Consider the following 25,626-nt stretch of genomic DNA (forward strand, 5'->3'; position numbering starts at 1 on the left):
GCTGCCACGCGGTTGAACCACCGCACCACATCCGCCCGTCCGTTGCAGTGGCTTGGGTGTGCCCGGGACTTGGGGCTTAACGCCCTCGCTGCCGTATCCCCCGAAAGGAATGCGGCTCCCGCAGCGCCGACCCGCGCCGGTCGCGTCGGGCCTTTCCCATCGTGGAGATTGGCCCGAAGGAGCGAAGAGCAAGCCGGCCATGCCGCTCCCGGTCCGTGGCGGGGCGTATAACCTATATGGTACGTTTTGTCAAGGTCGGGAAGGAAGGGGTAGATGCGAGGGGGGCACCCCCTCGCGCTCCCGGGACGTCTTCCGGCGCTGGCCAAGCGCTTTGGGGAGGTGCTGCGTTCGATCTCGCTGTTGCGCTGGAAGGACAAGGGCAGCCCTTCGACAGGCTCAGGGCAGGCGGTGTGGGGAGGGCTTCTTCACTCCTCAAACGTCATGCCAGCGTAGGCTGGCATCTTTGGCGGTTTGCGGAAGGGTTGGGAGGCGCGCCAGCGGTCTGCATGACGGCCAGCGATCCCAGCCTTCGCTGGGATGACGCTATGGGCGAGGGTAGGCGCTACGCCTCAACCCCGTCCGTCCTGAGCTTGTCGAAGGACTGTTCTCTTCTTGATGGCGCGCGCTGTGCCCGCACCACTCCACCACCCCGCGGGTAGTTCCCCTCCCCATGGAGGGGAGGACAACGGCTCAGCTCTTACCGGGAGACGTCGACAGGGTGCAGGGACGATAAGTCCCTGCTTTCCCACGTTTCTTTATCAACCCGCGCGGCGGACCTTGTTGCGGTGGGCGCCGACGCCGGGGGCGCCGCGGGGGCGGAAGCGGCGGGGCTTGCCGGCTTCGCCGCGCTCGCCTTCGGCGGCGGTGCGCTGGCCGTCACCGCCGGAGCGCTGGCCGCCCTGCGCGGGCTTCTGGCCCTGGGGACGACCCCGGCCACCATCGCGATTCCCGTCGCGGCCACCGCCACCGCGGCGTTCGCCACGATCGCCGAAGCGGCCGCGTTCGTCGCGCTCTTCGCGGCGGGCGTCCTGCGCCAGCTGCTCGGGCGTGCGCTTGGCCGAGGGGAGCTTGGCCGCTTCGGCGAGGAAGTTTTCGGGCAGCGGCACCTGCTCGAGCTTGACCTTGGTCAGCTTCTCGATGTCGCGCAGGTAAGGCTTTTCATCGGGCGCGCAGAAGCTGATGGCGATGCCATCGGCGCCAGCGCGCGCGGTGCGGCCGATGCGGTGGACGTACTGTTCGGCGACGTTCGGCAGTTCGAAGTTGAACACGTGGGACACGCCCGAAACGTCGATGCCGCGCGCGGCGATGTCGGTGGCGACGAGCACAGGGCACGAGCCCTGGCGGAAGGCTTCGAGCGCGGCGGTGCGCTGCGCCTGGGTCTTGTTGCCGTGGATGGCGCGGGCATCGATGCCGGCGGCATTGAGGTTGCGCACGACGCGATCGGCGCCGTGCTTGGTGCGGGTGAACACCAGCGCGCGGTCGAGCGTCTTATCGGCCAGCATCGCGCGGATGCGCAAGCTGAGCAGCGCCTGCTTTTCCGCCTGGTTGAGGAAGGTGACGTACTGTTCGACGCGTTCGGCCGTGGTCGACTGCGGGGCGACTTCGACGCGGACGGGGTTCTGGATGAACTGCTTGCCGAGGTCTTCGATCGACTTGGGCATGGTGGCCGAGAAGAACAGCGACTGGCGGTTCTTTGGCAGCAGGTTGGCGACGCGCTTCAACGCATGGATGAAGCCGAGGTCCATCATCTGGTCGGCTTCGTCGAGCACGAAGATCTCGGTGCGGCCGAGGGTGAGCGCGCGGTTGTCGATCAGGTCGAGCAGGCGGCCGGGCGTGGCGACGAGAATGTCGGTCCCCTGCACCAGGCGGCGGGCCTGCTTGCCGATGGGCACGCCACCGAACACGCAATCGACGCCGAGCTTCAGGTTCTTGGCATAGCCCTTGATGTTTTCGGCGATCTGCGCGGCGAGCTCGCGGGTGGGCGAGAGCACCAGCATGCGGCACGAGGCGGGCTTGCGGGGCTTGGGATCGGCGGCAAGGCGGTGGAGCGAGGGCAGCGAGAACGCCGCGGTCTTGCCCGTGCCGGTCTGCGCGATGCCGAGCAGGTCACGCCCTTCGAGCAGGGCGGGAATGGCCTGGCGCTGGATCGGCGTGGGATCGTTGTAGCCCTTGGTCTCGAGCGCGCGCAGGATAGGCTCGGCGAGGCCAAGATCGGAAAAATAGGACATGAAAACAAGTCTTTCGTTGGCGCGCCAACGGATGGGCGGCGCGCGACAGGTCGTCGTTCGCGCGACCCGTGCGTGAAAGGGGAAGCAGGTGAGGCAAGGCCCGTGCGGCTGGGGCGGATCTCACCATGTCGAAACGGCGGATCTCACGCTTGCCCGAGCGTGCGACGAAATGCTCCGTCGCCGGTCTTGCTGCGCTGCATATAAACGCATTGCGCGCAAAAGCAAGGAAATTGCGCCCGCAGGCGCGATCCGGCGCTGGCATCGGGCGGCCGACCGGCTATGCTCTGGCCCATGCGCTTGACCAGACCCGCCGTTCGCCTGCTGATCGCTCCGCTTGCTTCGCTGGCTCTTTCGCTGCCGGCCCTGGCCGCGCCGCCTGCGCCATCGCCGCAGGAGCGGACGATGATAGCGACGGTGGACAAGGAGCAGGGGCGCACGCTCGCCTTGCTGGAAAAGCTGGTGAACCAGAATTCGGGCAGCCGGAACATCGCCGGCAACAAGGCGGTGATCGCCATGCTGACGCCCGAGTTCGAGGCGCTGGGCTTCAAGGTAACGTTCCTGCCGATGGAGCAGACCGGCCGCGCCGGCCACCTGCTGGCGACGCATGGCGGAGCGAAGGGGGCCAGGCGGTTGCTGCTGATCGGTCATACCGACACGGTGTTCGAGCCGGATTCGCCTTTCCAGAAGTTCACCCGCGCCGGCGACAAGGCGATGGGCCCGGGCGTGGCCGACGACAAGGGCGGCGTCGTCACGATCCTGGCCGCGCTGCGCGCGATGCAGGCGGCGGGCACGCTGAAGGGCGCCAACATCGAGGTGTTCCTGACCGGCGACGAGGAGGACGCGGGCGATCCGCAGAGCGCGGCGCGCGCCGACCTGATCGCGGCGGGCAAGCGGGCGGATGCCGCGCTCGATTTCGAGGGGCTGGTGCGGATGGCGGGCGCCGATGGCAAGCCGGTGGACATGGGCTCGATCGCGCGCCGTTCGGCCTTTTCGTGGACGCTGACGGTGCAGGCGAAGTCGGGCCATTCGAGCGGGGTGTTCGGCGCCGATGGCGATGGCGCGATCTATGCCCTCGCCCGCATGATCGCCGCCTTCCGCGCCGAAGTGCCCGAGCCCAACCTGACGCTCAACGTCGGGTTGATGGGCGGGGGCGCGCTGGCTGCGCTCGATGCCGACCAGGCGCGGGTGAGCGCGAGCGGCAAGACCAACATCATCCCGGCCAAGGCGCTGGCGCGCGGCGACCTGCGCACGCTTTCGCCCGAACAGCATGCGGCGGCGGTGGCCAAGATGCAGGCCATCGTCGCGCGGCCCTATCCCGGCGCCACCGCCAGGCTGGCGTTCGAGGACGGCTATCCGCCGATGGCGCCTACGCAAGCCAATAAGGCGCTGCTCGGCAAGCTCAACGCGGTGAACGCGGCGCTGGGGCTGCCCGCGATGCCCGCGCTCGATCCCGCCAAGCGCGGGGCGGGCGACATCAGCTTCGTGGCTGCCGACGTGCCGGGCCTGGCCGGCCTTGGCCCCGCATCGAGCGGCGACCATACCCCGGCCGAGACGGTCGACGTGTCTTCGATCTGGCTCCAGGCCAAGCGCGCGGCGCTGCTGATGAGCCGGCTGGCAGCCGAGAAGCGGTGAGCGGGTCCGGGCCGGACGGGGCGCATCCGCCCAGCCCGTGCACGAAGGTCTGCACGATCGACCGGGCGACGCGCACGTGCGCGGGCTGCGCGCGCACGATCGAGGAGATCGCGGCTTGGCTGACGGCAAGCGCGGCGCAGAAGCACGCGATCCTGGCGCGCATCGCCGCACAGTCACGCCCCTGACGCGGCTTGCCGTTACGGCGGGCGGACTCTAGGTTCGTCTGTCAAAACGGGACGAGGATCGCGCAACTTGGTACAGATTTCGGATCTTGGCGGCTTTTCGAGCCTGGTGGCGATGTTCCTCGCACGGGCCGACGCGAAAGGGGAGCAGCCGTTCCTGTGGGCCAAGCGCGAAGGCAAGTGGCGCGAGCAGAGCTGGCGCGCGGTGGCGGAGAAGGTCTGCCTGCTGGCCGAGCATTTGCGCGCGCTGGGGCTGAACGACGGCGACCGGGTGGTGATCGTGTCGGAAAACCGCCCCGAATGGTGCATTGCCGATCTGGCGATCATGGCCGCCGGGCTGGTGACCGTGCCGACCTACACCTCCAACACCGAGCGCGATCATCACCACATCCTGGAAAATTCGGGTGCGCGGGCGGTGATCGTGTCTACCCCGAAGCTTGCCGCGCCGCTGCTGACCGCTGCGCTGCGATCGCCTTGCGTGGAGCACGTGATCGGCATCGAGCCGCTGAAGCGGATGCAGGCGGGCGTGCTGGCGTTCCATGACTGGGACAGCCTGACGAGCGGCAATGGCGCGGCGGCGCGCAAGGCGGTCGATGCGCGGATCGCCGGGTTGAAGCGCAGCGACACCGCCTGCCTGATCTACACCAGCGGCACCGGCGGCGCGCCGCGCGGGGTGATGCAGCACCACGGCGCGATCCTGGCCAATGTCGAAGGCGCGGCGACGATCCTGGCCGAGGACTTCGGGATCGAGGAGGAAGTGTTCCTGTCGTTCCTGCCGCTGAGCCACGCCTATGAACATACCGGCGGGCAGTACCTGCCGATCGGCATTGGCGCGCAGATCTACTATTCCGAGGGGCTGGAAAAGCTCGCCAGCAACATCGAGGAGACGCGCCCGACGATCATGGTGGTGGTGCCGCGCCTGTTCGAGGTGCTGCGCACGCGGATCATGAAGCAGGTCGAAAAGCAGGGCAAGCTCGCCAACTACCTGATGGGTCGGGCGCTGGCGATCGGCGCGCGCAAGGCCGAGGGCCGAAAGCGGCTGGTCGATGCGCCGATGGACCTGGTGCTGAACGCGGCGCTGCGGCCCAAGATCCGCGCGCGCTTCGGCGGGCGGATCAAGGCGATGGTTTCGGGCGGGGCGCCGCTCAACCCCGAAGTCGGCGTGTTCTTCGACGCGATGGGGCTGACCATGCTGCAGGGCTATGGCCAGACCGAGGCGGGGCCGGTGATTTCGTGCAACCGCCCGCGCGCCGGGCTGAAGATGGACACCGTCGGCCCGCCGATGAAGGGCGTGGAGGTGAAGATCGCCGAGGATGGCGAGATCCTGGTGCGCGGCGAGCTGGTGATGCACGGCTACTGGCAGAACCCGGCCGAGACCGCGCGCACGATCATCGACGGCTGGCTGCACACCGGTGACATCGGCCACATCGACGAGCGCGGGCGAATCAAGATCACCGACCGCAAGAAGGACATGATCGTCAACGACAAGGGCGACAACGTATCGCCCCAGAAGATCGAGGGCATGCTGACGCTGCAACCCGAGATCGCGCAGGCGATGGTATCGGGCGACAAGCGGCCCTACGTGGTCGGGCTGATCGTGCCCGATCCCGAATGGGCGCTGGACTGGGCGCGCGCGCAGGGCGAACATTTCGACTTCAAGGAGCTGCAGGACCTGCCCGCCTTCCGCAACGCAGTGCGGGCCGCGGTCGACCGGGTGAACAAGGACCTTTCGGTGATCGAAAAGGTGCGCCAGTTCGCCTTCGCCGACGAAGCGTTCAGCATCGACAACGAGGAGATGACCCCGTCGATGAAGATCCGCCGCCACAAGATCCGCGAGCGGTACGGCGCGCGAATCGATTCGCTCTACAAAAGCTGACCCCGGCGCGGGCGCGCATGGCGGGTTCAGGCGGGTTCAGGCAGGCGAGGACGCGAGATCGAAGATCTCGAACTCCTCGGTCATGAACACGCAGGAATTGGCGAAATCGATGAAACCGCGTTCATCGTCGAGCAGCATCTGCGCGGCATCGCGGCCGGCTTCGGAATTGCCGCGGGCGAAGTCTTCCATGCTGTCCCACCAGATTTCGGTGATGCCGTCGTAGCCTTCCTTCAGGCCGCGCGTGGGGCGGAAGGATTCGTTGTAGTCGGGCAGGCGGGTGTGGCTCTGCACATAGCGCCGTGCACCGATGGTTTCGGCGACCGAGCGCACCTTTGGTCCGTGCTGTTCGAGCCAGTAGCGCTGGAATTCCTCGACCGAGAGATCGGGGTGGCGGCGGATGCAGTAGACCATCTTGAGCATGTCGAACCTCTTCCCGGATTGTTTTGCGGGAAGAGGGTGGCCGAGGGCGCCGACCGGCGCAAGCGCGCGCTTCAGGCGACTTCGAGTTCGACGAATTCGGGGAAGAAGCGCGGCGGGCGGCTGGACCAGCCGGGCGCGGTGGCGGCGGCTTCGCTGATCGTCTGGAGCAGGACGCGGCGGCGGGCTGGCGCAATCTGGGGCAGCGCGGCGGCGCCGCAGAACGCGGCGGGAAGCCACGGCCGCACATCGGGACCAAGCAGGCGTTCATAGAGGAAGCGGAAGGCAGGAAAGCCGCAGAGATAGTTCTGCCCGAGATCGAAGGCGGCGAGCCGCAGCAGCTTGCCTACGAAGGTTTCGAGCCCCGCCGCACCCGGACCTTCGGGGAGCATGGCGCGGACCTGGTCGAGTTCCTCGTAGACGAGATACTGCGTGCGTATCGAGGCGGTTTCGGCCGCATCGCGCGCCCAGAGACGGAAGGCATCCTCCCGGAGCAGACCGACATCGAGGCTGCGGCGGATGTAGCGCTGCGCACCGGCGGTAAAACCGGCGAATTCGCGCATCTCGGAGAGGATCTGCGTGGCGCAGCCGCTGCGGGATGGTTCGGTCATCGCACGCTCTCGCACATGTCAGGCTACCTCCGTGTCGCCGGGAAGCGGACGATTCTCCCGGCGACTAGGCAAACCTTAGCGGTCGCGTGGTTAGGGCGTCGTTAAGTGGACGATCCGCAGCGTGCCCAAGGACTTGGCCCATGGGAGATGGACAAGCCGGTAAGACTTGCGATCTGCAGCGGCTGGCAGGTCCGATCAGGCGTTGCGCGCCATCAGCCCGCCATCGACCGGGATGGTCGCCCCGGTCAGGAACGAGGCGGCTGGCAGGCACAGGCTGAGCGTCATGTGCGCGACTTCCTCGGGCGCGCCATACCGGCGCAGCGCGGTGCGGCGCTTGGCGTAAAGCTCCTTGTGTTCGTCCGAGATCGCCGCGGTCATGCCCGTCAGGATCGGGCCCGGGCAGATGCAGTTGACGGTGATGCCTTCCTTGCCGAATTCCACCGCGAGGCTGCGGGTCAGCCCGGTGACGCCCGCCTTGGCCGCGCTGTAGGCGCTCTGGTGCAGCGTTGCGCCCAGCGCCTCGGTCGAGGCGATGTTGACCACGCGCGGCGAGGTCGACTTGCGCAGCCAGGGGAGCGCCGCGCGAATCATGCGCTGGTGCGAGGTGAGCAGCACTGCGATGGTGCGGTCCCACACCGCATCGTAAGTCGGATCTTCGAGCGGGGTGGCCGCGGCGATGCCGGCATTGTTCACCACCACATCGATCCCGCCGAAGGTGGCGGCGACATCGGCAACGAACGCTTCGAGCGCGCCGCGATCGGTGATGTCGAGCGGCCATGACCGGGCCGATCCGCCCGCATCGCGGATGGCTTGCGCAACGCGCTCGGCCGCTTCGCCATTGATGTCGCACAGCGCGACATTGGCCCCGTCGCGGGCGAAGACTTCGGCCGTGGCGCGCCCCATGCCGCTGCCGGCGCCGGTGACGATGGCGGTCAATCCGGCGACGCTGCGCGCGGGGTCCTTCTGCTGCATGGGGCTTCGATCCTCTCGTACGTTTTCTGGTCAAACATGACTGCACCGATCATCGCCGCGCTGCAAGCCTGCGCCGATTGCCCAGAAGCTGGCACCATTTGCCAATGGCGATGGCGCGCCCGGCAGGCCAGTTTCCTTCCCGTCGGGTAGGCGGCCACGTCGCGTCCACGCCCCTGCCCGGCAACTTTCGCGCAAGGAGACATCGCGATGAAAGGGATTTTTGCCCGTGCCATGCTGATCGGGGCAGCGCTGGTTGCAGTGCTGGCAGGCACCGCGCCCGCCTTGGCGCAGGCAAGCCAGGTGATCGCCTTTGCCAAGGGCAACGATAACGCTTCGGTCAAGGGCGCGATCGTTGGCGATACCTACAAGGATTACCTGATCAGCGCGCGTGGCGGCCAGAAGATGGGCGTATCGCTGATCACCAAGGCAGCATACTTCAATATCATGCCGCCGGGCAGCACCGGCGAGGCGATCTACAACAGCTCGATCGATGGCAATGACGCCACCGGCGTGGTCCTGCCGCGCACCGGCCAGTATCGCATCCGCGTCTACACCATGGGCGCGGTGACCCGGACCAAGCGGCCGGTGCCATTCCAGGTCTCGGTCTCGATCATGAACTGACCGTGCTCCGGGCACGCGTCAGAGTGGCAGGAGCGACACTGGGCAGGAGCGACACTGGGCAGGAGCGACACTCGGCAGGAGCGGCACTGGGCAGGAGCGGCGGGGCGCGATAACAGGACGGCGGACCGGAGCGGCAAGAGGCGCGCCGGTGCCGCTCGAATGGGAAGGAAAATCATGTCGTTTTCGCTCTACGCCGCCACCGTGCCCACATACCGCCAGATCCTCGGCGCGCTGGACAAGGCCGAGGCCTTTTGCACGGAACAGGGGATCGATCCGTCCGAGCTGGTCGGCGCGCGGCTGATCGACGACATGCTGCCGCTGGGGTTTCAGGTGAAGCAGGCGGCAGTCCATTCGCTGGGCGCGATCGCCGGGGCAAAGCAGGGCCAGTTCTCGCCTTCACGCGATGCGCTACCCGATAGCTTTACCGCCCTGAAGGCCGTTGTCGCCGAAGCGCAGGCTGGTCTGGAAGCGCTGTCCCCGGCAGACGTGGATGGCTTGGCAGGCCATGACGTGGCCTTCGTTGCCGGGGATTTTCGCCTGCAGTTCGTGGCCGAGGAGTTCCTGATGACCTTCTCGCTGCCGAACTTCTATTTCCACGCTTCGACCGCGTACAACATCCTGCGGGCCAAGGGGGTGCCGATCGGCAAGCGCGACTTCCTCGGCCAGCTTCGGCTCAAGCAGGGCTGACGGACCGGGGTTTACGGGCAAGCGACGGGCGGCGGCGCGGCAATGCGCTGCGGCCCGTCCCCTGCCCGTCCTTGCTCAGAGTGCGTTGGCGGTGGCAATCCGGCCCAGAACCCCAGCGCTGGGCTTGGCCTTTCGCGCGAACGTTTCCGGATCGACCGAGGCAAGGCCGAGCTTGCCGTGGAAGCCCGAGACCCATTCGTAGTTGTCGAGCAGCGACCAGTGGAGATAGCCGAGAACCGGCACACCCTGGTCCATCACGCCCTTGAGCGCCTGCAGCGACGCCGGGATGAAGGCCGCGCGCACGGCATCATCGGTTGTGTTGACGCCGTGTTCGCTGATCAGGATCGGCCTTCCCGTGGCGGCATGGGCAAAGCGGACCGCGCCTGCCAGCGACAGCGGACTGACATCGGCCCCCATCGGATTGCCGGGGACAGGCCTTTCGGGCGGCAGCCGCCCCTTCGATGTCCAGCGTGCCTGCTCGTAGTTCTGCACGCCGAGGTAATCGTCTTGCTTCGCTTCCTCGAGCCACGGGCCGTAGAGCCGCTCGCGCATGCGGTCGCGCATGGAGGTGCTGCCGACCGCGATATCGTCGAGCATCGAGAGGCTGAAGCCGACGGGCAGGTCCGAACGGACCGACTTGATCGCATCGCGACCGGCGCGATGCCCGGCGATGATGGTCCGGGTAAACACCTCGAAGTCGTCTGGGTCCACTGCATTGGCGACCGAGAACTTCGCCGAACCGCTGATGCGGGCGGCCGCCTGCAGCATCGCCCGCATGCCGCCGATCGCCTCGGGCGGAAGGATCAGCTGCAACAGGTGGTTGATGTTGGGTTCGTTAAGCGTCATCGCGATCGCCATGTCGCCGGCCAGGTGACGCGCGGCGCGCTCGCAGTACCGGGCAAAGCGCAGGGGCGCCTTGGGATTGGTCCATCCCCCATCCGCAGCGAACCAGCGTGGCGCGCTGTAGTGATTGAACGTCACGACCGGGGCGAGCCCCCGCGCCCGGCAGCCCGCGATCATGCGCTTGTAGTGATCGAGCATCGCCACCGAGAATTCGCCTTCGGCGGGTTCTATCCGCGCCCATTCGATGCTGAAGCGATAGCTGTTGAGCCCGATCGATTTGACCAGATCGAGGTCCTGCTCCCACAGCAGGAAGCTGTTGCAGGCATCGCCCGAAGATTCGCGGAACAGGGTTGGCGTAACGTGCTCGATCAGCCAGCAATCGCTGTTCGTGTTGTTGCCTTCGACCTGGTGCCCGGCCGTCGACGCGCCCCACAGGAAGCCTCGGGGAAAGCCCGAGGGGCCGTCGGCCTGGCGCACTGGCGAACGGCCAAACGCGGGAACGGCGCCCAGCGCGGCACTCGCGGCCAAAAGCGTGCGGCGATCGATCACGTTCGTTCCTTTCAACAATGTCAGGCGCAGTGCTGGCCGATGAAGCCGACGATCTCGTCGGCAAGGCGACGGTCTTCGGTGCCAAGGTGCATCGCCATCGAGTAATGATTGTGCCCGCTGGCGATGTACCCGCGCGGCATCGCGCCGTGACGCTCCAGACGCGCCGACATCAGCCCGAGAAACTCCGCCTGGAACCGCGGCGGATCGAATTCGGCACAGGCCACCAGCAATGGCAGCGCGGTATCGACCAGCGCGTCGAGCGGCATCCGGGCGGCATAATCGGCCTGAGGGCCGTAGTAGGGCAGGTCTCTGTCATCGAGCGGGGTGCAGCCGTAGAGGCCCGATAGCAGAACCAGGCCCGCGGCGGCGAGATCGGGTCGCAGCTTGAGCGCGGTGGCGATGTGCACCGCGCCTGCCGACGTGCCGACCAGCACGATGCGGGCGGGGTCACCGCCGAAGCCGGTGGCGTTGGCGACGAGCCAGTCGAACGCGGCCAGCACGTCCTCGCCCCCCGAAGGCCAAGCCGCATCGGGCAGCAGCCGGTAGTTCATGACCGCGCCGAGCATGCCGGCTTCGGCCACCATGCGCCCGACCGCAGCGTTTTGCCAATCGTGCGCGCCGCCCTTGTCCCCAACACGGAAACCGCCCCCGTGGACGAAGAGAACGACCGGTGCCCCGGCCGGCGTGCCGTAGAGATCGAGCGTCTGGCGTGGATGATCGCCATAGCACCGGTCCACCGCAGCAGCGGGCACGCGCTGCATGAGCGCCTGCTGTTCCTGTTCGAACAGCGCGCGGCATTGTTCGATGACGGCGGGGCCAAGCGTCCGCCCCATTGCAGCGATGGCTGTGCGGGTCATGCCAAGGTTCATCGCATCGTCCTGCTGCGAGGGGCTGCGGGCAGCGACAACCAGCCGCCGCCCGCCTTCATGTCAGAACTTCGTTTCGAGGCTGACGCCGAAGGTGCGTTCGGCTTCGCGCGTGCGCCAGTTGACGTAGCCGCCATTGGTGAACGGGAGGCTGATGACCGCCGCGTTGAAGTCCTGCTTGAACAGGTTGCGCACGAAGGCGCCGACCCGCCAGCGATCGTTGATCGAACCAAGACCGATGTTGCCGTTGACGATGACGTATCCGTCCTGGTGCTGGTAGGGATCGCCCACGGCGTAGGACACGTCGCTGCGCAGCGAGGAATTCATCGCGAAGTCGAACTTCAGCGCATCGCCGATCGGCTGCTCGTACGACACTCCTGCCGTGACGGCATGCTTGGGCGCACCCGGAAGCGCTTCGCCAGCGGCCTGGTACAGCGACGTGCCGCTCGAGCTGTTGCAGACCGTGGCGGCCAGACCCGTGCGGTTCTGGTAATCGGTGCAAGCGGTCAGGTAGTCCGTGAACTTGGCGTCCGAGTACGTGTACGAGACGTTGAACGAAAGCGACCGGGTCGGACGCATGACGAGTTCGACTTCGAAGCCCTTCGCTTCGGCGGCACCGGCGTTTTCGGTCAGGAATTCCTGGCCGTTGAACACCGATGTCTGCAGCTGCTTGTACTTGTCCCAGAAGGCGTTGACGTTGACCGTCAGCGCCCGGTCGAGGAACTGCATCTTGGCGCCGACCGTCACGTCGTCGACCTGCTGCGGCTTCACGTTGCTGCGCGTGCCGGTGAGACCCGAGAAGGTCACCGTCGGCCCGAGGTAACCTCGCGCATAGGTTGCATAAAACAGCAGATCGCGGCTCGGCTTGAATTCCGCGCCGGCGCGGCCCGACAGCTTCGTCGCCTTGGTCTTGCCGGTGGTGAGATCACGGGTTGCGTAAGGCACGGTTCCCGACGGCGTGAAGCCGTTCGACGGCATCGGCGGCACGAAGGGCGCAAGATCAGGGTCCACCGTGCTGTAGTTGTGCGACGTGACGCTGTCGTGCGTCAGACGCAGGCCACCGAGCAGCGCGAAGGTGTCCGACACGTGGAACTTGCCATCGAGATACCCGGCAATGCTGTTGGTCGTGGTGTCGGTATGGTTGTACCCGGCGGTGATCGACACGGTCGGGAACGTCGAATACGGCATCGCCGGACGCAGGATCGCGCTTTGGCCAAGGCCGATGCCGGTTTCCTGGCGCGAGGCAAAGGCACCGGCAATGAATTCGAGCGCCTGGCCCGAAGGCGAGGTCACGCGCAGTTCCTGCGAATAGGATCGGCGGGTCTGGCCGGGATCACGAGCATAGAACTTTTCATACGGCAGGCCGTCGATCGAGAAGGCGAAGGCGCCTTCCTTCTGTTCGCGGAACGCGGTGATCGAGGTCAGCGTGTAGTCGCCCAGCTTCAGGTCCGCCTGGAGCGAGGCGCCGTAATATTCGACCGAGCTGTAGCCGGCGCCATCGTCGATCGACTTGTCGTTATGCTCGTTGATCGTCACGCCGAGCGCGGCGAGGTTGACGAAGGGCAGGCCGACAAGGCCGCCCGGTGCCGTCAGGTTGGCATCGAGATGGTTCAGCGTCCAGAGCTGGCCGGGGCCTTTGGTCTTGGTCTTCGAATAGTCGCCGATCACGTAGATCGACAGCGCATCGCTCGGCTCCCACAGCAGCTTGGCACGCCCGCCATAGTTGTGCTGGCCGCCCCACTTTTCGTTGCGAACGACGTTATCGACATAGCCGTCGAATTCGCGGTCGAACGCATAGATGGCCAGCGCGGCGGTCTTGCCGAGCGGCAGGTTGACCGAGCCATGGATGTCGCGTTCGTTGAGCGACCCGTACGACCCGAACAGCGAACCCGAGACCTTGTCCATGTCGGGACGCTTGGTGGTGATGTTGATCACGCCCGACGACGCGTTCTTGCCGAACTGCGTACCCTGCGGGCCCTTCAGCACTTCGATGCGTTCCAGATCGCCCAGCGACTGCACCGGGTTGCCGAAGCCGATCACCACGTTGTCGACAACGAGGCCGACCGGCAGTTCCGACGAGCTGGTGAAGCCGCCCAGCGTGCCCACGCCGCGGATGCGGAAGCCGGCGTCGTTCGGCGTCTGGCCGAACTGGACCGAGGGGAACGAATACTGGATGTTGGTGAGGTCCTTGAACCCGGTGGCCGCCAGCTGTTGGCTGGTCACGGCCGAAACCGCGATCGGCACGTCCTGCAGACGTTCGGCGCGGCGGGTGGCGGTGACGATGATCTCGCCCACGTCGGTCGGCGCGGCGGTCGCGGCGTCCTGCGGCGGCGCCGCGTCCTGTGCAAAGGCCGGGGTGGAAAACGCAGCAAGGCAGAGACCGCCCAGCAGGGCGGAACGGTTGAAACGGTTCATGATCTACTCCCCAAACTTCCAGTGATTGGCCGCGCGACTTGAGACCCCCTCGCCTCGCGCGGCAGGTTGGTCAGATTTCGTCGTTGACGGGGTTGCTCAGCGTGCCGATCGAACCGATCGAGACTTCGATGCGGTCGCCCGCCTTCATGTAGAGCGGCGGATTGCGCTTGTCGCCGACACCGCCCGGCGTGCCCGTGGCGATGACATCGCCCGGGTGCAGCTCGGTAAAGGTCGAACAGTATTCGATCAGGAACGGGATATCCCAGATCAGGTCACTGATCGGTTGATCCTGCACCACCTGCCCGTTGAGCGTGGTCGTGACCCGCTGGCTGGACAGGTCGGCGACCGCGTCCGGCGTCACGAGCGCGGGACCGAAGGCCCCCGTGGCCGGAAAGTTCTTGCCCGGCGTGAACTGGATGTTGTGGCGCTGCCAATCGCGCACCGATGCATCGTTGAACACCGAATAGCCGGCGACATGCGCCATCGCATTGGCACGCGCAATGCGCCGGCCGCCCTTGCCGATGACCACGGCCAGTTCGCCTTCGTAGTCGAACCGCGTGCTTTCGACCGGACGCAGCAGCGGCTCTCCATCGGCCACCAGCGTGTCGGCCCAGCGCGTGAAGACCGCAGGGTATTCCTTCTGATCGCGTCCCGTCTCGGCCACATGGGTCGCGTAGTTCAGCCCGATGCACAGGATCTTGCCGGGGTTGGGCACCACCGGGAGAAGACGCACGGCGCTTCGGGCGAAACGACCGGTCGGAACCAGCGCAGCAAGATCGCCACCAAGCGCGTCCTTGAGAAACGACGCGACGCCCGGAGTGCCGAGATCGTCGATGCTGTCGCCGTCGATCCTGCCGAAGCTCTTGGTCCCGTCCGGGCGGCGAAAACTGATGTACTGCGTCATTGTCTTTTCTCCCCGTCGCCCGGTCCTCGCGCCGGCATGGCGTCCTGCCAGCAGGACCACCGCCGTCGCGCCGACAAAGGCGCGTCGATCAATTCTCAATCGTTTCGTCCGCGTCCCAGTCGCGATGGCACCGGAACCGCTCTTCAGCCGTGCGAAGGCCCGCGAAATCCTTGTCTGAGATGCCCCACTGGTCGATCCGTTGTTCGGGCCAGGTCCAGTCATCGGGCGCGCCAGCCTGATAATCGGCCGGCACCTTTTCGACCGCCGTCGAATATTCGATCACCGGACCGAACGGCGCGATGTAGTAGGCATAGACGTTGTCGCCCGGCCCGTGGCGGCCCGGGCCCCATGCAGGCGCGAAGCCATTGTCGCGCATCCAGCCGATGCCGCGCATGACAGCGTCGAGATCGTCCATTTCGAAGGCGATGTGGTTGAGGCTGGCAAAGCCGGCGCGGGCGAACGCGGTCGAATGGTGGCTATCGTTGCAGCGGACGAAGACCATGCCCTTGGTGCGGTCCGAAACCCGGAAATCGAGCACGTCTTCGACCGCGTGTCCCATCGCCTCTGCATCGGCAGCGTTGAACACCACGTGCGTCAGCTTGACCGGGGAAACGCGCTTGGAAGACTTCGCAAAACCTTCGATCGGCGCGACTTCGCTCGTTCCGGCGAGGAAGCGCAGAATGGTGCCTTCGGGCAGTTCGACCAGCAGTCCGTGGCCCTCGCCCGGATCGGTCGAGACGACCGATCTGGCGGGCCAGCCCTTGGCTGCAATCCGCGCCTTGAGGCCTGCCAGTTCATCCTCGCTGCACACGAACGTGGTCGAGCGGACGAATTCGCCATCAGTCTTCTCGAACGCGACGAGGTAGGGGAACGTGCCCGTGCCGCGCAGGTAGTGGGTATCGCCGCGCTGATCGGCGGCGGTCAGGCCCCATACGTCGACCATGAAGGCCGCCGCGCCTGCCGGATCGGGCAGCGCGAGTTCGATGCTGCGCAACTTCACTGTTCGGACTCCGTGCTGAAACCGGCTGCGGCGAGCCCAGCCAGTGCGCATTCCTCATCGCAATCGCCGGTATCGCCACTGATGCCGATCGCGCCCACGATCGCGCCCGCATGGCGGACCAGCACGCCTCCCGGCGAAAAGGCGACATCGCCGCCGACAACGGCGGTGACGCTCTGGAAGAAGATGGGGTTGCCCTTGGCCCGTTCGGCCAGGACGCGCGTGCTGTCGCCCATGCCGATCGCGCCCATCGCCTTGGCGCGGGCGATGTCGAAGCGGAACAGGCTGGCCCCGTCCTCGCGAGCGAAGGCTACGGGGTGCCCCCCGGCATCGAGCACCACCACCGCCAGCGGCTTGGCCGCGCGTTGCCGAGCAGCATCAAGCGCGCCGGCGATGATGGACTGGGCGGCATGGAGGGAGAGAGTCATGCCGCCACCGTCAGGCTGGTTCCAAGCATCGCTGCCCGGGCTTGTAGAAGAGACTGTACCTCACCCGTCCCGAAAACATAGTGGTCGGGACGCACGAGCACCGCGGACACACCACGCGCATCGAGCCACGCTGCCACCGCGCCATTGTCGGGGAGATGCGCATCGCGCGTGAACAGGCGCCAGCCCTGCCCGGCCAGATCGTCGAGCTTGCGACCATCGGTCAGCAGCGGCTGGATGAAGCGTTCGCCCGCCGATGGCGTGCCGGCGAGCACGATACCGTCGGCAATGGCCGGAATGAGGTCAGCAGCGGTTTCGCCCTGCTTTTGCGCAGACGCAGCGCGGATCTCCGCGTCGCGGGCCGCTGCCTTGGCAGGGTCCAGCTCGCAGATGTAGCGCCCGGCGGCAACCGCCGCGCCGATCACCGCGCGCACGTGGGGATCGCGTTCCGGCTGGTACGTTTCGAGCAGCGCCTCGCTGGCGCCGTCCCGCGCAATCGCCGCCATCTTCCACGCAAGGTTGGCGACATCGCGCAGGCCGTGGCACATGCCCTGCCCGAAGAACGGGGGCGTCTGGTGCGCGGCGTCGCCGGCCAGGAACACGTTGCCGACCTGCCAGTGTTCGGCGACGAGGCCATGGAAGCGATAGGTCGCAGCGCGCACGATGCGGTGCGGCACATCCTTCATCCACGCGCCGACAAGCGCGGCCACGGCTTCTGGCTGCATCATCGCCGCATCGTCCTCGTGCGGCAAAAGCATGAATTCCCAGCGACGATGGTTGCGACGCCCCGGCACCACCGTAGCCGGGCGCGCCGGATCGCACATCATCACAGAGAGGCGTTGCAGATCCGCGCCATCGGGCACGCCGGTGATCTGGGGGAAGCTGACGGGACCATCGACTTCGGCATCGACGACGAGCCAGGGCTCTTCGAACTTCAGATCATCGAGCGCGACGCCGAGCGCCTTGCGCACCGGGCTGCGCGAGCCATCGGCGGCGATCACCCAGCGGGCGGTTGCTTCCTTGTCCTGCCCGTCCTGCGCATAGGCCACCGTTACCTGGCCACCGCCCTGGCGGAGGCTGACGAATTCGGCGCCCAGCTCTAGTGAGATCGCACCGTTGTCGGCAAACGCCGCGCGAAGATGCGCTTCCAGCTCGGGCTGATAGAAGAAGTAGTCGTTGGCCCAGCCGAACGGGCGCGGCTTTCCGACCGTACCCATGTAGCGGATCGTGCCGTGATCCGCGCCGACATGCAGGTGACCGTCGGTGGCGACCATGTCAGGTTCGACGCGCTCGATCACACCAGCCGATTGGAACAACCGCATCATCTCGTGATCGAGATGAACGGCGCGCGGCAGGGGATAGTGGGTCCGCTCCTTTTCGAGCACGACCACGTTGAGGCCGGCGCGCCCCAACAGGTTTGCCGCCATCGCGCCCACAGGGCCGCAGCCGATGATGGCAACGTCGTACATCGGCTGGTCCATCAGGCGGCCGGCGCCTTGTGAAGCGCGCCACCCTTCATGATCATCGCAAGACGCGCCTTGTCCTGCAGGATGGCGACATCCTCGGTCGGGTCGCCGTCGACCAGCAGCAGATCGGCGAGATAGCCTTCCTTCACCTCGCCCACCGGCAGGCCCATCAATTCGCCGCCCAGCCGGGTTCCCGCCACGAGCGCCTCGGCCGGCGTGTAGCCGAAGTGATCGACGAAGATCTGCAGATCGCGGGCGTTGCGACCGTTGGGGTTGAAGGGGAAGCCATAATCCCCGCCGATCAGGATCTTCACCCCGCGCGCCTTGAGCGCCGGGACGAGCTTGCGCTCCAGTTCCATGCGCTCGGCCGCGCTGGCCTTGGCCGCGCTCATGTCGATGTGCGGCGGTGGATTGGCCTCGATCGCCGCGATCGAGACACCCGGCGACGGCGCGTAGAACGTGGAGTCTCGAGCCGCGACCATCGCGTCGGCAGCCGCTTCGTCGGCGTAGGACGCATGGTAGATGATCCGGGCGCCGGCCTTCAGCGCCAGATCGATGGCTTCCGGGTAATAGGCATGGGTGGCGATCCACAGCCCGGCTTCCCGCGCTGCGGCACCGGCCGCTTCCATTTCTTCCTTGGTGTACAGCACATGCTGGGCCGTACCGGGCTTGAGCGCATCCTCGCCCGAGACGACGAGCTTGATCGAGCGGATTCCGCCCTCCTTGCAGTAGGAGACGAACTGGCGGATTGCATCGGGGCCACGGCCGTTGAACACATCGCCGGTCTCGACGCCCTCTGCACCTTCCGGGCTCCGCTCGAGCGTGGAAGGCACCAGACGCGGGCCTGGCGTTTCGCCGGCGTCGATGGCGCGAGCGAGCTCCACTTCGATGCCATCGGCCAGCGCGCCGGCGGAATAGGCGCTGGTGAATCCGTGATCGAGCAGCACGCGGGCATTGCGCCATGCGGCAACCTTCAGCTCTTCGGGTGGCAGGACGAACTGGTGGTAGATCTTTTCGACCGACGAGCCCCAGGTAAGGTGGGCGTGGGATTCGACCAGGCCCGGCATGAGCGTGCGGCCCGCGGCATCGATCACGCTGCCTGCGTCACCATCGGCAATCGCGGACGGTCCGAGCGCCACTTTCGCGATCCGGTCGCCGTCGATCAGGACCGAGCCCTGCACCAGAGCGCTTCCGGTGCCATCGAAAATACGCGCATCACGGATCAGCGTCCGCATAGATCTTCTCCCAGCACTCCCGGACTTCGGCCGGAGCGTCGATGCAATTGCTATTGATCGTTTTTGAAGGGAGGAAAAATACTGATTCACTATGCAAGCATAGGACCAGATTATACGTCCGAGGCTACATACTGCAGCAATTGGCGCGCCGCTTCGGACAGCAGGTGATCGCGATGCCGCCGGATGCCGACGCTTCGCGTAAAGTTCGCGTCTTCGAGCACGATGGCCCGCAGCACCCCGATCGACAGCTCGGCAGATGCGACTGCGCGGGGCAGGATCGTCACGCGGTTGCTCGAACGGACGATCGCCTTCGTCGTCAGCAGCGAATCGCACCGGACCACTTCGCGGGGCATCGGCAGGCCATTGGCGATGAACAGGGCGTCAACCTGACGACGAAAGGCGCCGTGCGCTTCCGGCAGGACCCAGCGCAAGTCACGCGTTGCCGCCAGCGACATCTGGTCGGGCAAGTCGTCATGGCTGCGCCCGACGATCAGCGTGAACGGATCGCGCGAGATGGTCGTTTCCACGAGATCATCGGGCATCTCCCCGATTTCGGTCGTCACGAAGGCCAGTTCGATGTCGCCGCTGCGCAGCATCTCGTTAAGCACGCTGTCTGGCCGTTCGACCACGTTGAGGCTGACCTTGACCCCGAGATCGTCGAACGCCCCGATGGCGCGCGGCAGCAGGCTGACAAGCGCACCGGGCGTGCCACCGATCTGCAAGGGGCCCCAGACCCCGGCACGGACCCCGGCAACCTCGCTCTCCGCGTCGCGAAGCAGGTTGTTCAACATGCGCGCCCGAAGCGAAAGCGCCTGCCCTTCAGCCGTCAGGACGATGCCGCTTCGCGATCGATCGAACAGGCGCGCGCCGATCCGCGCCTCCAGCGCGGCGATGGCATTCGAAACCGACGGCTGGGAAAGATTGAGCATCCGCGCCGCCCCGCTGATCGTTCCTGCCTCACACACGGCATGGAACGTCAACAGGGCGCGGGGATCGATCATTTTTCCGATATCGCGCGGTTTTCATCCTGCAGCAACCGCACCGGACCGATCAACCCTGCCGGTCGCAGCGGCGCATCGGCGCGATAGGTGGGGATCGCCGTCCAGGTGATCCGCTTGGCACCCGGTTGTGCGTCACCGATCAACCGGTTGACCCAAGTGTTGGCGACGCGGATCTGGAGCAGGTTGCGCCCGCGCCGGACGGCCTTGCCGATATCAAGGCGATAAGGTTCGTGCCAGACGGTGCCCACATCGATGCCGTTGACGGACACTTGCGCGATATCGCTTACGGCACCCAGATCGAGCCATACGGGCCGCCCCGGCGCTGCCGACCGCGGCAGATCGAAGGTGCGGCTGTAGCTGGCAATGCCGGAGAAGTACCGCACGCCCGGATCGCTCGCGGTCTGCAGCGGGATGAGCTTGGGCAGAGCAAGCGTCGCGGGTGCACCCCGGCCTTCCTGGAAAGCGACGTTCCACGCCGCGTCGAGCGAGGCTATCGCCACCTGCGATGGCTTTTCGACCACAAGAGCGTCGGTCCTGGCGGGCTTGCGAAACACCACGAAGACCGAATCTTCCTTGGCCAGTGTCATCGGCACGATCGTCTCGCCGTTGGCGATCCGATAGGACACCGGCTCGACCCGCCCGGTATCGGCATGCCACAGTTCGGGCTGTTTGCCGGTAACACGAAAGTGCGCGTCGAACGTTTCGTCCGCCTGCTTGCGGTTGTTGACAAACCAGGCATCGCCATCGGCCAGTTGGCGATGGACGAAGAGCACTTCGGCATCCTTGCTCGCGCCATCCATGCGGAAATCGGGAGCGACACCCACGCCAGCCAGTGCGGCGTCGATGTCAGGGCTGGCGATTACCTGTCCCGATCCGATCTGCGTGACCGGGCCGCCAGCCCACAACTTGGCGGTCAGCGCCTTGAACGCTGCTGGATCGTCGTTGAGGCTGGGCGAACCTTCGGGAGCCATGCCCACCACGGTCGCGCCCGCTTCGATCAGCGTGGCGAGGCGCTGGAGCGTCGGCAAGGTCATCTTGCGTGAAGACCCGCCAAGGTACAGCGCCTTGTACCGCGCCCCGCCCTTGCTGACGACCTCGCCGTCCTTCACATCGAGCGCATCGAACAGCGCATCGCGGTTGACGTAGTCATAGGCATGGACCTTCGGCGCGTCCGCCACGCGCATCTGGCCATAGAGCCCGGTAATCGGCGCTTCCTCGCCATAGAAATAGCCGACATCGGCCACGTTGCGGCCCGCCTGCAGCAGCAGCGAGGAACGCGCCATGTAGTCGACCCACGGCTTCGCCATTTCGGCCCAGGCTTCATGCCGGTTGAAGAACTGCCCGAAGATCAGCAGCGACAAGCCGGGTTTCTTGTCATCGACAGGCTGGTGGACCGAGGTGTGGACCACCGGGCGGTTCACGCCGCTGGCGAACTCCAGGTCGATGATGCGGCGCAGTTCGTTCGGCGCATAGGCCCAGGGCGCGAGCGCCGAAGTCATCGACTCTGCCGCGACGAGGTTCTGCCCATAGATGTGCGCCGTGGACGCCGCACCCTTCATGTCGGCAATATAGCTGGGGTTGGGTCCTGCCTTGCGCGAGTAGGTCCACAACGCCGCCATCGGCACGTCGGCGTGGCTGCGCATGGCGATGTCGTCGCCCAGCGACGGGCGGTTATCCTCCAGCGCTTCGCCATAGACCTTGAGGCCGTTTTCGTGCGCGACCCTGGCGACGGTGCCGTAATGTTCGGAGGCCATCAGGTCGGCCAGCGTCTGGCGATAATCGCGCAAGAAGGCGTCGGACTGCGTCCGGCTGCCAACCAGCGTACCGGTCAACGCGGGGAACCACGGCGTGGGGTCATAGCCGCGCAGGCGCTTGAACTGGGCAACCATCTTCGGTGTCCAGTTGGCCGCGCCGACCTCGATGGAATCGGTCAGCAGCGCGCGCACGCCGCGCTGGCCCACAAGCTCCGGACCGGCCGCATCCTTGTACATGCCGAGGTAGTGTTCGAGATACCCGCGCACAGCCGCCCCGTCGAACTTGTCGACCTCAAGCCCAGTGGCCTCGGGCGGGGCGGGATGATTGGTGGTGCCGAGCAAGCTGGCGCCGAGCCGGATGACCCGCCACGAGCCTTTGGGCGGCGTCCAGTCGAGCGAGCCGTCGGTCTTCATCCTGGCGGTAAGGTCGATGACCTTTGCGGGATCGATGCCCGCGGCAGCGGAATCGGGCGTGCCCAGTGCGTAGTAGTCGCGCTCGATGGCAAAGCCCGCCTTGGCTTCGAACTTGTCGACGCGCTCCGAAGACGACAGGCGGAACTGCTTGATGTCGAACGGTGCCTTCGCGGCAGCGGCCATCATCGCAATGAAGCCGCTGTCTGCTTCGACACCGGGCATAGGATCGCCAAGGTTCGATCCACGGAATGGCGCGGGCTTGAGCACAAGGCGGAACTGGCGCGCCGTGACGGCGGGGAAGCTGATCGTCGTCGGGGCGGCAGTCACGGGGATGTCGGCGACCTTGCGCCAGAGCTTGCCATCATCGCTCGATTCCAGGACGGGATCGACGGTGGCACCGGCAAACAGCGCCTTGGCGCCCGGAATATACAGCGTCGCAGAGCGGATCGACTGCGGCCTGGCATACGTCGCGACCAGTGTCGTCGGCGCTTCGGCAGAACCGCGTGGCAGGACAATGCCGGTCGACAGGCTGGCGTCGTTCAACGCGGAGGCATCCAGTGTCTTTCCATCACGATCGGCCATTTGCGGCAATGGATCGACGACTGCGGCATGCGGCACGGCCAAGACTGCGATGTCGGTGTAGAACCGCGGCGGGACAAAGGCATGGCCGCCTTCCAGCGAAGCCATGGGATCGGACGCTTCGAGATCCTGGAACGGGCCGGTAACCTGCGGTGGGGAGGCCAGCTTGCCGGTAAAACGCTTGCCCCCGGCAATGACCGTCTCGCTCCAGACGACCTTCTTGAGGCCGTCCTGCGCCTTCACCCAGGGCCCACCGGTTTCCGACCAGCCAGGTGACGCCGCGATGGCGAGTTCGAGACCCAGCCTGTCGGCCTCTGACGCAGCGAAGCGGAAGGCGTCCTTCCATTCGGGCGTCATGTAGACCAGCCGGTGATCGACGATCTGCGGCGTGGCGAGGCCGGCATCGAAGTTCTGCAGGCCGCCGATGCCCACCCGCTTCATCCAGGCCAGATCCTTGGCTATGCCATCCTTGGTGACATTGCCGTTCATCCAGTGCCACCAGACGCGCGGCCGCGCCTCCGCCGGAGGGTCTTGGAACTCCTGCTCAAGGCTGGGCGCGGAGGCCGGCGCCGCGGGTGCCGCTGGCGCGTCTGCCAAGGCGGCCGGCGTGAGCAGCGTGGTGGTTGCCAGGATGCTGGCGAGCGAAACGCCACGGCGAAGGTTCATGCTGCTCACTCCCGATTTGTCTTTGTTATTGGCTGGTTTTCAGACGATGCCCGCGCCAAGGCCCACGGCCTTGCGCTCCTGCGCCTTGCGCCCGCGATACTGGCTGAGGCGATAGGCTTCGAGCACATCGATCGCGCCGCCGGCCTCCATCCGCGCCTTGGCGAGGATCGGTGCGACGTCGAGGTTGTAGGCCCGGCGCAGCGCCTGGAAGGCCATCATCGTGTCGTTCGATTCCTGTGCGGCGTGGAGCGCGGCGCGATCGACCAGCTGCGCCTTGGCGAAGCACTGCGCGATCGTTTCGGCGGATGAGAGCATGGATTCGATCGGGTCGGTCACGTTGTGCGACTGGTCGATCATGTAGCTGGGGTTGAAGCCGTCTCGCGGGTTGTTCTCGGCCTCGACCAGCTCGTTGAACACGAGGAACAGCTGGTGCGGGTTGATCGAGCCGGAATCGAGATCGTCATCGCCGTACTTGCTGTCGTTGAAGTGGAAGCCGCCCAGCTTGCCGAAGCGGTGGAGGCGCGCGACGATCTGCTCGATGTTGACGTTGGGCGCATGGTGGCCAAGGTCGACGAGGCACTTGGCCTTGGGGCCGAGTTCCTGCGCTGCGAGGATCGAGGAGCCCCAGTCGCTGATCACGGTCGAGTAGAACGCCGGTTCGAACATCTTGTGTTCGAGCAGCATGCGCCAGTCATCGGGCAGCGCGGCGTAGATCTGCGCGGCGCCTTCGAGATAGCGGTCGAGGCTGCGCGCGAAATCCTGCTGGCCGGGAAAGTTGGTGCCATCGCCCACCCACACCGTCAGGTCGGTCGAGCCCAGCTGCTTGCCGATCTCGATGCATTCGATGTTGTGGTCCACCGCCTGCTGGCGTGTGGCGGCATCCTGTGCCGACAGCGAGCCGTTGGCGTAGGTATGCGCCTGCCCCTGCTGGTCCTGGAAGGTGTTGGAATTGACCGCATCGAAGCCGAGGCCGAGGCTGGCGGCTTCATCGCGCAGGGCCTTGTAGTCGCTCACCTTGTCCCAAGGAAAGTGGGGCGACACGCGCGGGGTGACGCGGCTCAACTGCTGGATGACCGCGCAGTCTTCCAGCTTTTCGTGGATGTTGGTCGGCTCTCCCGGGATCGGGAACTTGGCGAAGCGGGTGCCGCCGCGCCCCGCGCCCCATGAAGGAACGGCAACCGAGAATCCGGCAACCTTTGCCTTGATCGCATCGATGTCGATGCCGCTGCGCGCGAGCTTGCGGCCGAGCGCTGCGTAATCGTCTTCCAACGCGTCGAGGTGGGCTGTGTTGCGCTCTGCGATCAGGTCTGCGGAAATGGGAAGGGTCACTTGCTGTCCTTTCGCGTGAGGAAGCCCTGCATCGAGAGCCACGCGGTGAATTGATCGATCAGGAGAGTGGTGGTCGTGCCGGGTACGCCGAGACCGAAGCCGTGATCGCCCCGCTGATAGCCGTGGATTTCCACCGGACGCTTCGCAGCGAGGTAGGCTTGCGCGATCGGAAAGCCCTTGCTGGGAAACAGGCTGTCGTCGAGCGCAATGGCATCGAACATCGGCGGCGCGTCGGCGGGCACCGGCTCGGCATCCTGCGGACCGTAGATGTAGCCAAGGAAGGCCGGGCGCGAGGGTGTGTCGGCATCGAGACCGACGCGGCGCGTGGTCATTGCGCCTGCAGAAAAACCGATCATGCCGACGCGCGCCGGGTCGATCCCGTATTGGGTGGCATGGGCGCGAACCCACGCCACAGCGGCCTTGCCGTCGGCGGGCGCGGAGGACTTGCCCAGCAGCTCGCCGGTCATCGGATGGCCCAGTTCGCTTTGCAGCGCCGCCCCCATGAACTTGCCCGCTTCGCCATCGTCCTTGGGTGTGGGGTTGAGGCGGTACTTGAGTACAAAGGCAGCAATGCCGCGATCGGCCAGCGCGCGCGCCACGTTCCACCCTTCGTGGTCCATGGCGAGCATCATGAACGCCCCGCCCGGCGCGACGACCACTGCCGCGCCCGTGGCCTTGGCAGGATCAGGCAGGACCGGAGTGATCGTAGGCCGGGTGACATTGCGGACGGCAAGGTCGCGACCCATGAACTTGATCCACTGTTCGCTGGCCGCGCTGCCGGGGGTCTTGTCTCCATAGAGCGCAATCGCTCCGGGTTCGGCCGGCGCGGCGACCGGTTCCGAAGGCGGCGGCCCGCCTTGCGCGAAGGCAGGCGCAGTCACCGCGACAGTCAGGGCCAGATTCAGGGCAAGCAGAACGGCTTTTCTGGCTTTCATTGCCTTATCCTCTCCCAAGGGC

Annotated in this window: 21 protein-coding genes; 5 read left to right on the forward strand and 16 right to left on the reverse strand. The window is 66.3% G+C overall.

Features of this window, described 5'->3' with window-relative positions; all coding sequences use genetic code 11:
* Positions 1-758: 758 nt before the first annotated feature.
* Complete coding sequence (locus HHL27_RS12440) at positions 759-2,228, reverse strand: DEAD/DEAH box helicase (RefSeq protein ID WP_169493755.1); 1,470 nt, start codon at positions 2,226-2,228, stop codon at positions 759-761.
* A gap of 321 nt (positions 2,229-2,549) precedes the next feature.
* On the opposite strand from HHL27_RS12440, the gene HHL27_RS12445 reads away from it, so the two are divergent.
* The 3 genes from HHL27_RS12445 to HHL27_RS12455 all read left to right on the forward strand — a co-directional run bounded on the left by HHL27_RS12445 (position 2,550) and on the right by HHL27_RS12455 (position 5,918).
* The gene (locus HHL27_RS12445; protein WP_420874065.1) at positions 2,550-3,860 is read left to right on the forward strand and encodes a M20/M25/M40 family metallo-hydrolase; all 1,311 of its coding nucleotides are present in this window, start codon (positions 2,550-2,552) and stop codon (positions 3,858-3,860) included.
* Complete coding sequence (locus HHL27_RS12450; RefSeq protein ID WP_169493757.1) at positions 3,857-4,045, forward strand: DUF1289 domain-containing protein; 189 nt, start codon at positions 3,857-3,859, stop codon at positions 4,043-4,045. Before HHL27_RS12445 ends, HHL27_RS12450 begins: the two co-directional genes overlap by 4 nt.
* Positions 4,046-4,157: 112 nt before the next feature.
* Positions 4,158-5,918, forward strand: a complete 1,761-nt coding sequence (locus tag HHL27_RS12455; RefSeq protein WP_169493985.1) for an AMP-dependent synthetase/ligase — start codon at positions 4,158-4,160, stop codon at positions 5,916-5,918.
* 36 nt (positions 5,919-5,954) lie between these two features.
* Here HHL27_RS12455 and HHL27_RS12460 read toward each other — a convergent pair whose 3' ends face one another.
* The 3 genes from HHL27_RS12460 to HHL27_RS12470 form a co-directional block, all read right to left on the reverse strand.
* Positions 5,955-6,338 (reverse strand): EthD domain-containing protein, encoded by a 384-nt coding sequence (locus HHL27_RS12460; protein WP_169493758.1) that lies wholly within the window; start codon positions 6,336-6,338, stop codon positions 5,955-5,957.
* A 71-nt stretch (positions 6,339-6,409) separates the two neighbouring features.
* A complete protein-coding gene (locus tag HHL27_RS12465) occupies positions 6,410-6,946 on the reverse strand; it encodes a hypothetical protein (protein ID WP_169493759.1) in 537 nt (178 codons plus the stop codon).
* A 195-nt stretch (positions 6,947-7,141) separates the two neighbouring features.
* Positions 7,142-7,918: an SDR family NAD(P)-dependent oxidoreductase gene (locus HHL27_RS12470; RefSeq protein WP_169493760.1), complete on the reverse strand. Its 777-nt coding sequence runs from the start codon at positions 7,916-7,918 to the stop codon at positions 7,142-7,144.
* Between the two features lie 207 nt (positions 7,919-8,125).
* Between HHL27_RS12470 and HHL27_RS12475 the strand changes: the two genes are divergently transcribed.
* Positions 8,126-8,539, forward strand: coding sequence for a hypothetical protein (locus HHL27_RS12475; protein ID WP_206069581.1), 414 nt, complete (start codon positions 8,126-8,128; stop codon positions 8,537-8,539).
* Between the two features lie 174 nt (positions 8,540-8,713).
* A complete protein-coding gene (locus tag HHL27_RS12480; protein WP_169493761.1) occupies positions 8,714-9,226 on the forward strand; it encodes a DUF1993 domain-containing protein in 513 nt (170 codons plus the stop codon).
* Between the two features lie 75 nt (positions 9,227-9,301).
* Here HHL27_RS12480 and HHL27_RS12485 read toward each other — a convergent pair whose 3' ends face one another.
* The 12 genes from HHL27_RS12485 to HHL27_RS12540 all read right to left on the reverse strand — a co-directional run bounded on the left by HHL27_RS12485 (position 9,302) and on the right by HHL27_RS12540 (position 25,604).
* Positions 9,302-10,618: a family 1 glycosylhydrolase gene (locus tag HHL27_RS12485; protein ID WP_169493762.1), complete on the reverse strand. Its 1,317-nt coding sequence runs from the start codon at positions 10,616-10,618 to the stop codon at positions 9,302-9,304.
* Between the two features lie 20 nt (positions 10,619-10,638).
* Positions 10,639-11,475, reverse strand: a complete 837-nt coding sequence (locus HHL27_RS12490) for an alpha/beta hydrolase (RefSeq protein WP_169493763.1) — start codon at positions 11,473-11,475, stop codon at positions 10,639-10,641.
* 72 nt (positions 11,476-11,547) lie between these two features.
* A complete protein-coding gene (locus tag HHL27_RS12495) occupies positions 11,548-13,899 on the reverse strand; it encodes a TonB-dependent receptor (RefSeq protein WP_169493764.1) in 2,352 nt (783 codons plus the stop codon).
* 70 nt (positions 13,900-13,969) lie between these two features.
* Entirely contained in the window at positions 13,970-14,803 is an 834-nt protein-coding gene (locus HHL27_RS12500) for a fumarylacetoacetate hydrolase family protein (RefSeq protein WP_169493765.1), read from the reverse strand.
* 88 nt (positions 14,804-14,891) lie between these two features.
* On the reverse strand, positions 14,892-15,803 hold the full coding sequence (locus HHL27_RS12505; protein ID WP_169493766.1) for a VOC family protein: 912 nt from the start codon (positions 15,801-15,803) through the stop codon (positions 14,892-14,894).
* Positions 15,800-16,228, reverse strand: coding sequence for a GlcG/HbpS family heme-binding protein (locus HHL27_RS12510; RefSeq protein WP_169493767.1), 429 nt, complete (start codon positions 16,226-16,228; stop codon positions 15,800-15,802). Before HHL27_RS12510 ends, HHL27_RS12505 begins: the two co-directional genes overlap by 4 nt.
* The gene (locus tag HHL27_RS12515; protein WP_169493987.1) at positions 16,225-17,694 is read right to left on the reverse strand and encodes a bifunctional 3-(3-hydroxy-phenyl)propionate/3-hydroxycinnamic acid hydroxylase; all 1,470 of its coding nucleotides are present in this window, start codon (positions 17,692-17,694) and stop codon (positions 16,225-16,227) included. The genes HHL27_RS12510 and HHL27_RS12515 overlap by 4 nt, the downstream gene beginning before the upstream one ends.
* A gap of 11 nt (positions 17,695-17,705) precedes the next feature.
* Positions 17,706-18,926 (reverse strand): amidohydrolase family protein, encoded by a 1,221-nt coding sequence (locus HHL27_RS12520; protein WP_169493768.1) that lies wholly within the window; start codon positions 18,924-18,926, stop codon positions 17,706-17,708.
* A gap of 110 nt (positions 18,927-19,036) precedes the next feature.
* The gene (locus HHL27_RS12525; protein ID WP_169493769.1) at positions 19,037-19,927 is read right to left on the reverse strand and encodes a LysR family transcriptional regulator; all 891 of its coding nucleotides are present in this window, start codon (positions 19,925-19,927) and stop codon (positions 19,037-19,039) included.
* A complete protein-coding gene (locus HHL27_RS12530; protein WP_169493770.1) occupies positions 19,924-23,340 on the reverse strand; it encodes a glycosyl hydrolase in 3,417 nt (1,138 codons plus the stop codon). The genes HHL27_RS12525 and HHL27_RS12530 overlap by 4 nt, the downstream gene beginning before the upstream one ends.
* Positions 23,341-23,379: 39 nt before the next feature.
* On the reverse strand, positions 23,380-24,669 hold the full coding sequence (rhaI, locus tag HHL27_RS12535) for an L-rhamnose catabolism isomerase (protein ID WP_169493771.1): 1,290 nt from the start codon (positions 24,667-24,669) through the stop codon (positions 23,380-23,382).
* Complete coding sequence (locus tag HHL27_RS12540; RefSeq protein ID WP_169493772.1) at positions 24,666-25,604, reverse strand: alpha/beta hydrolase; 939 nt, start codon at positions 25,602-25,604, stop codon at positions 24,666-24,668. Before HHL27_RS12540 ends, rhaI begins: the two co-directional genes overlap by 4 nt.
* Between the last annotated feature and the right edge of the window lie 22 nt (positions 25,605-25,626).

The sequence above is a fragment of the Novosphingobium olei genome, from assembly GCF_012927405.1.
Taxonomy (GTDB): Bacteria; Pseudomonadota; Alphaproteobacteria; order Sphingomonadales; family Sphingomonadaceae; genus Novosphingobium; species Novosphingobium olei.

Excerpts from the sequence above, each read along its gene's own strand:
- HHL27_RS12525 (WP_169493769.1), bottom strand. The coding sequence starts at position 19,927 with ATGATCGATCCCCGCGCCCTGTTGACGTTCCATGCCGTGTGTGAGGCA.
- HHL27_RS12440 (WP_169493755.1), bottom strand. The coding sequence starts at position 2,228 with ATGTCCTATTTTTCCGATCTTGGCCTCGCCGAGCCTATCCTGCGCGCG.
- HHL27_RS12470 (WP_169493760.1), bottom strand. The coding sequence starts at position 7,918 with ATGCAGCAGAAGGACCCCGCGCGCAGCGTCGCCGGATTGACCGCCATC.
- HHL27_RS12460 (WP_169493758.1), bottom strand. The coding sequence starts at position 6,338 with ATGCTCAAGATGGTCTACTGCATCCGCCGCCACCCCGATCTCTCGGTC.
- HHL27_RS12475 (WP_206069581.1), top strand. The coding sequence starts at position 8,126 with ATGAAAGGGATTTTTGCCCGTGCCATGCTGATCGGGGCAGCGCTGGTT.
- HHL27_RS12520 (WP_169493768.1), bottom strand. The coding sequence starts at position 18,926 with ATGCGGACGCTGATCCGTGATGCGCGTATTTTCGATGGCACCGGAAGC.
- HHL27_RS12540 (WP_169493772.1), bottom strand. The coding sequence starts at position 25,604 with ATGAAAGCCAGAAAAGCCGTTCTGCTTGCCCTGAATCTGGCCCTGACT.
- HHL27_RS12495 (WP_169493764.1), bottom strand. The coding sequence starts at position 13,899 with ATGAACCGTTTCAACCGTTCCGCCCTGCTGGGCGGTCTCTGCCTTGCT.
- HHL27_RS12500 (WP_169493765.1), bottom strand. The coding sequence starts at position 14,803 with ATGACGCAGTACATCAGTTTTCGCCGCCCGGACGGGACCAAGAGCTTC.
- HHL27_RS12455 (WP_169493985.1), top strand. The coding sequence starts at position 4,158 with ATGTTCCTCGCACGGGCCGACGCGAAAGGGGAGCAGCCGTTCCTGTGG.
- HHL27_RS12480 (WP_169493761.1), top strand. The coding sequence starts at position 8,714 with ATGTCGTTTTCGCTCTACGCCGCCACCGTGCCCACATACCGCCAGATC.
- HHL27_RS12465 (WP_169493759.1), bottom strand. The coding sequence starts at position 6,946 with ATGACCGAACCATCCCGCAGCGGCTGCGCCACGCAGATCCTCTCCGAG.
- HHL27_RS12510 (WP_169493767.1), bottom strand. The coding sequence starts at position 16,228 with ATGACTCTCTCCCTCCATGCCGCCCAGTCCATCATCGCCGGCGCGCTT.
- HHL27_RS12490 (WP_169493763.1), bottom strand. The coding sequence starts at position 11,475 with ATGACCCGCACAGCCATCGCTGCAATGGGGCGGACGCTTGGCCCCGCC.
- HHL27_RS12530 (WP_169493770.1), bottom strand. The coding sequence starts at position 23,340 with ATGAACCTTCGCCGTGGCGTTTCGCTCGCCAGCATCCTGGCAACCACC.
- HHL27_RS12515 (WP_169493987.1), bottom strand. The coding sequence starts at position 17,694 with ATGTACGACGTTGCCATCATCGGCTGCGGCCCTGTGGGCGCGATGGCG.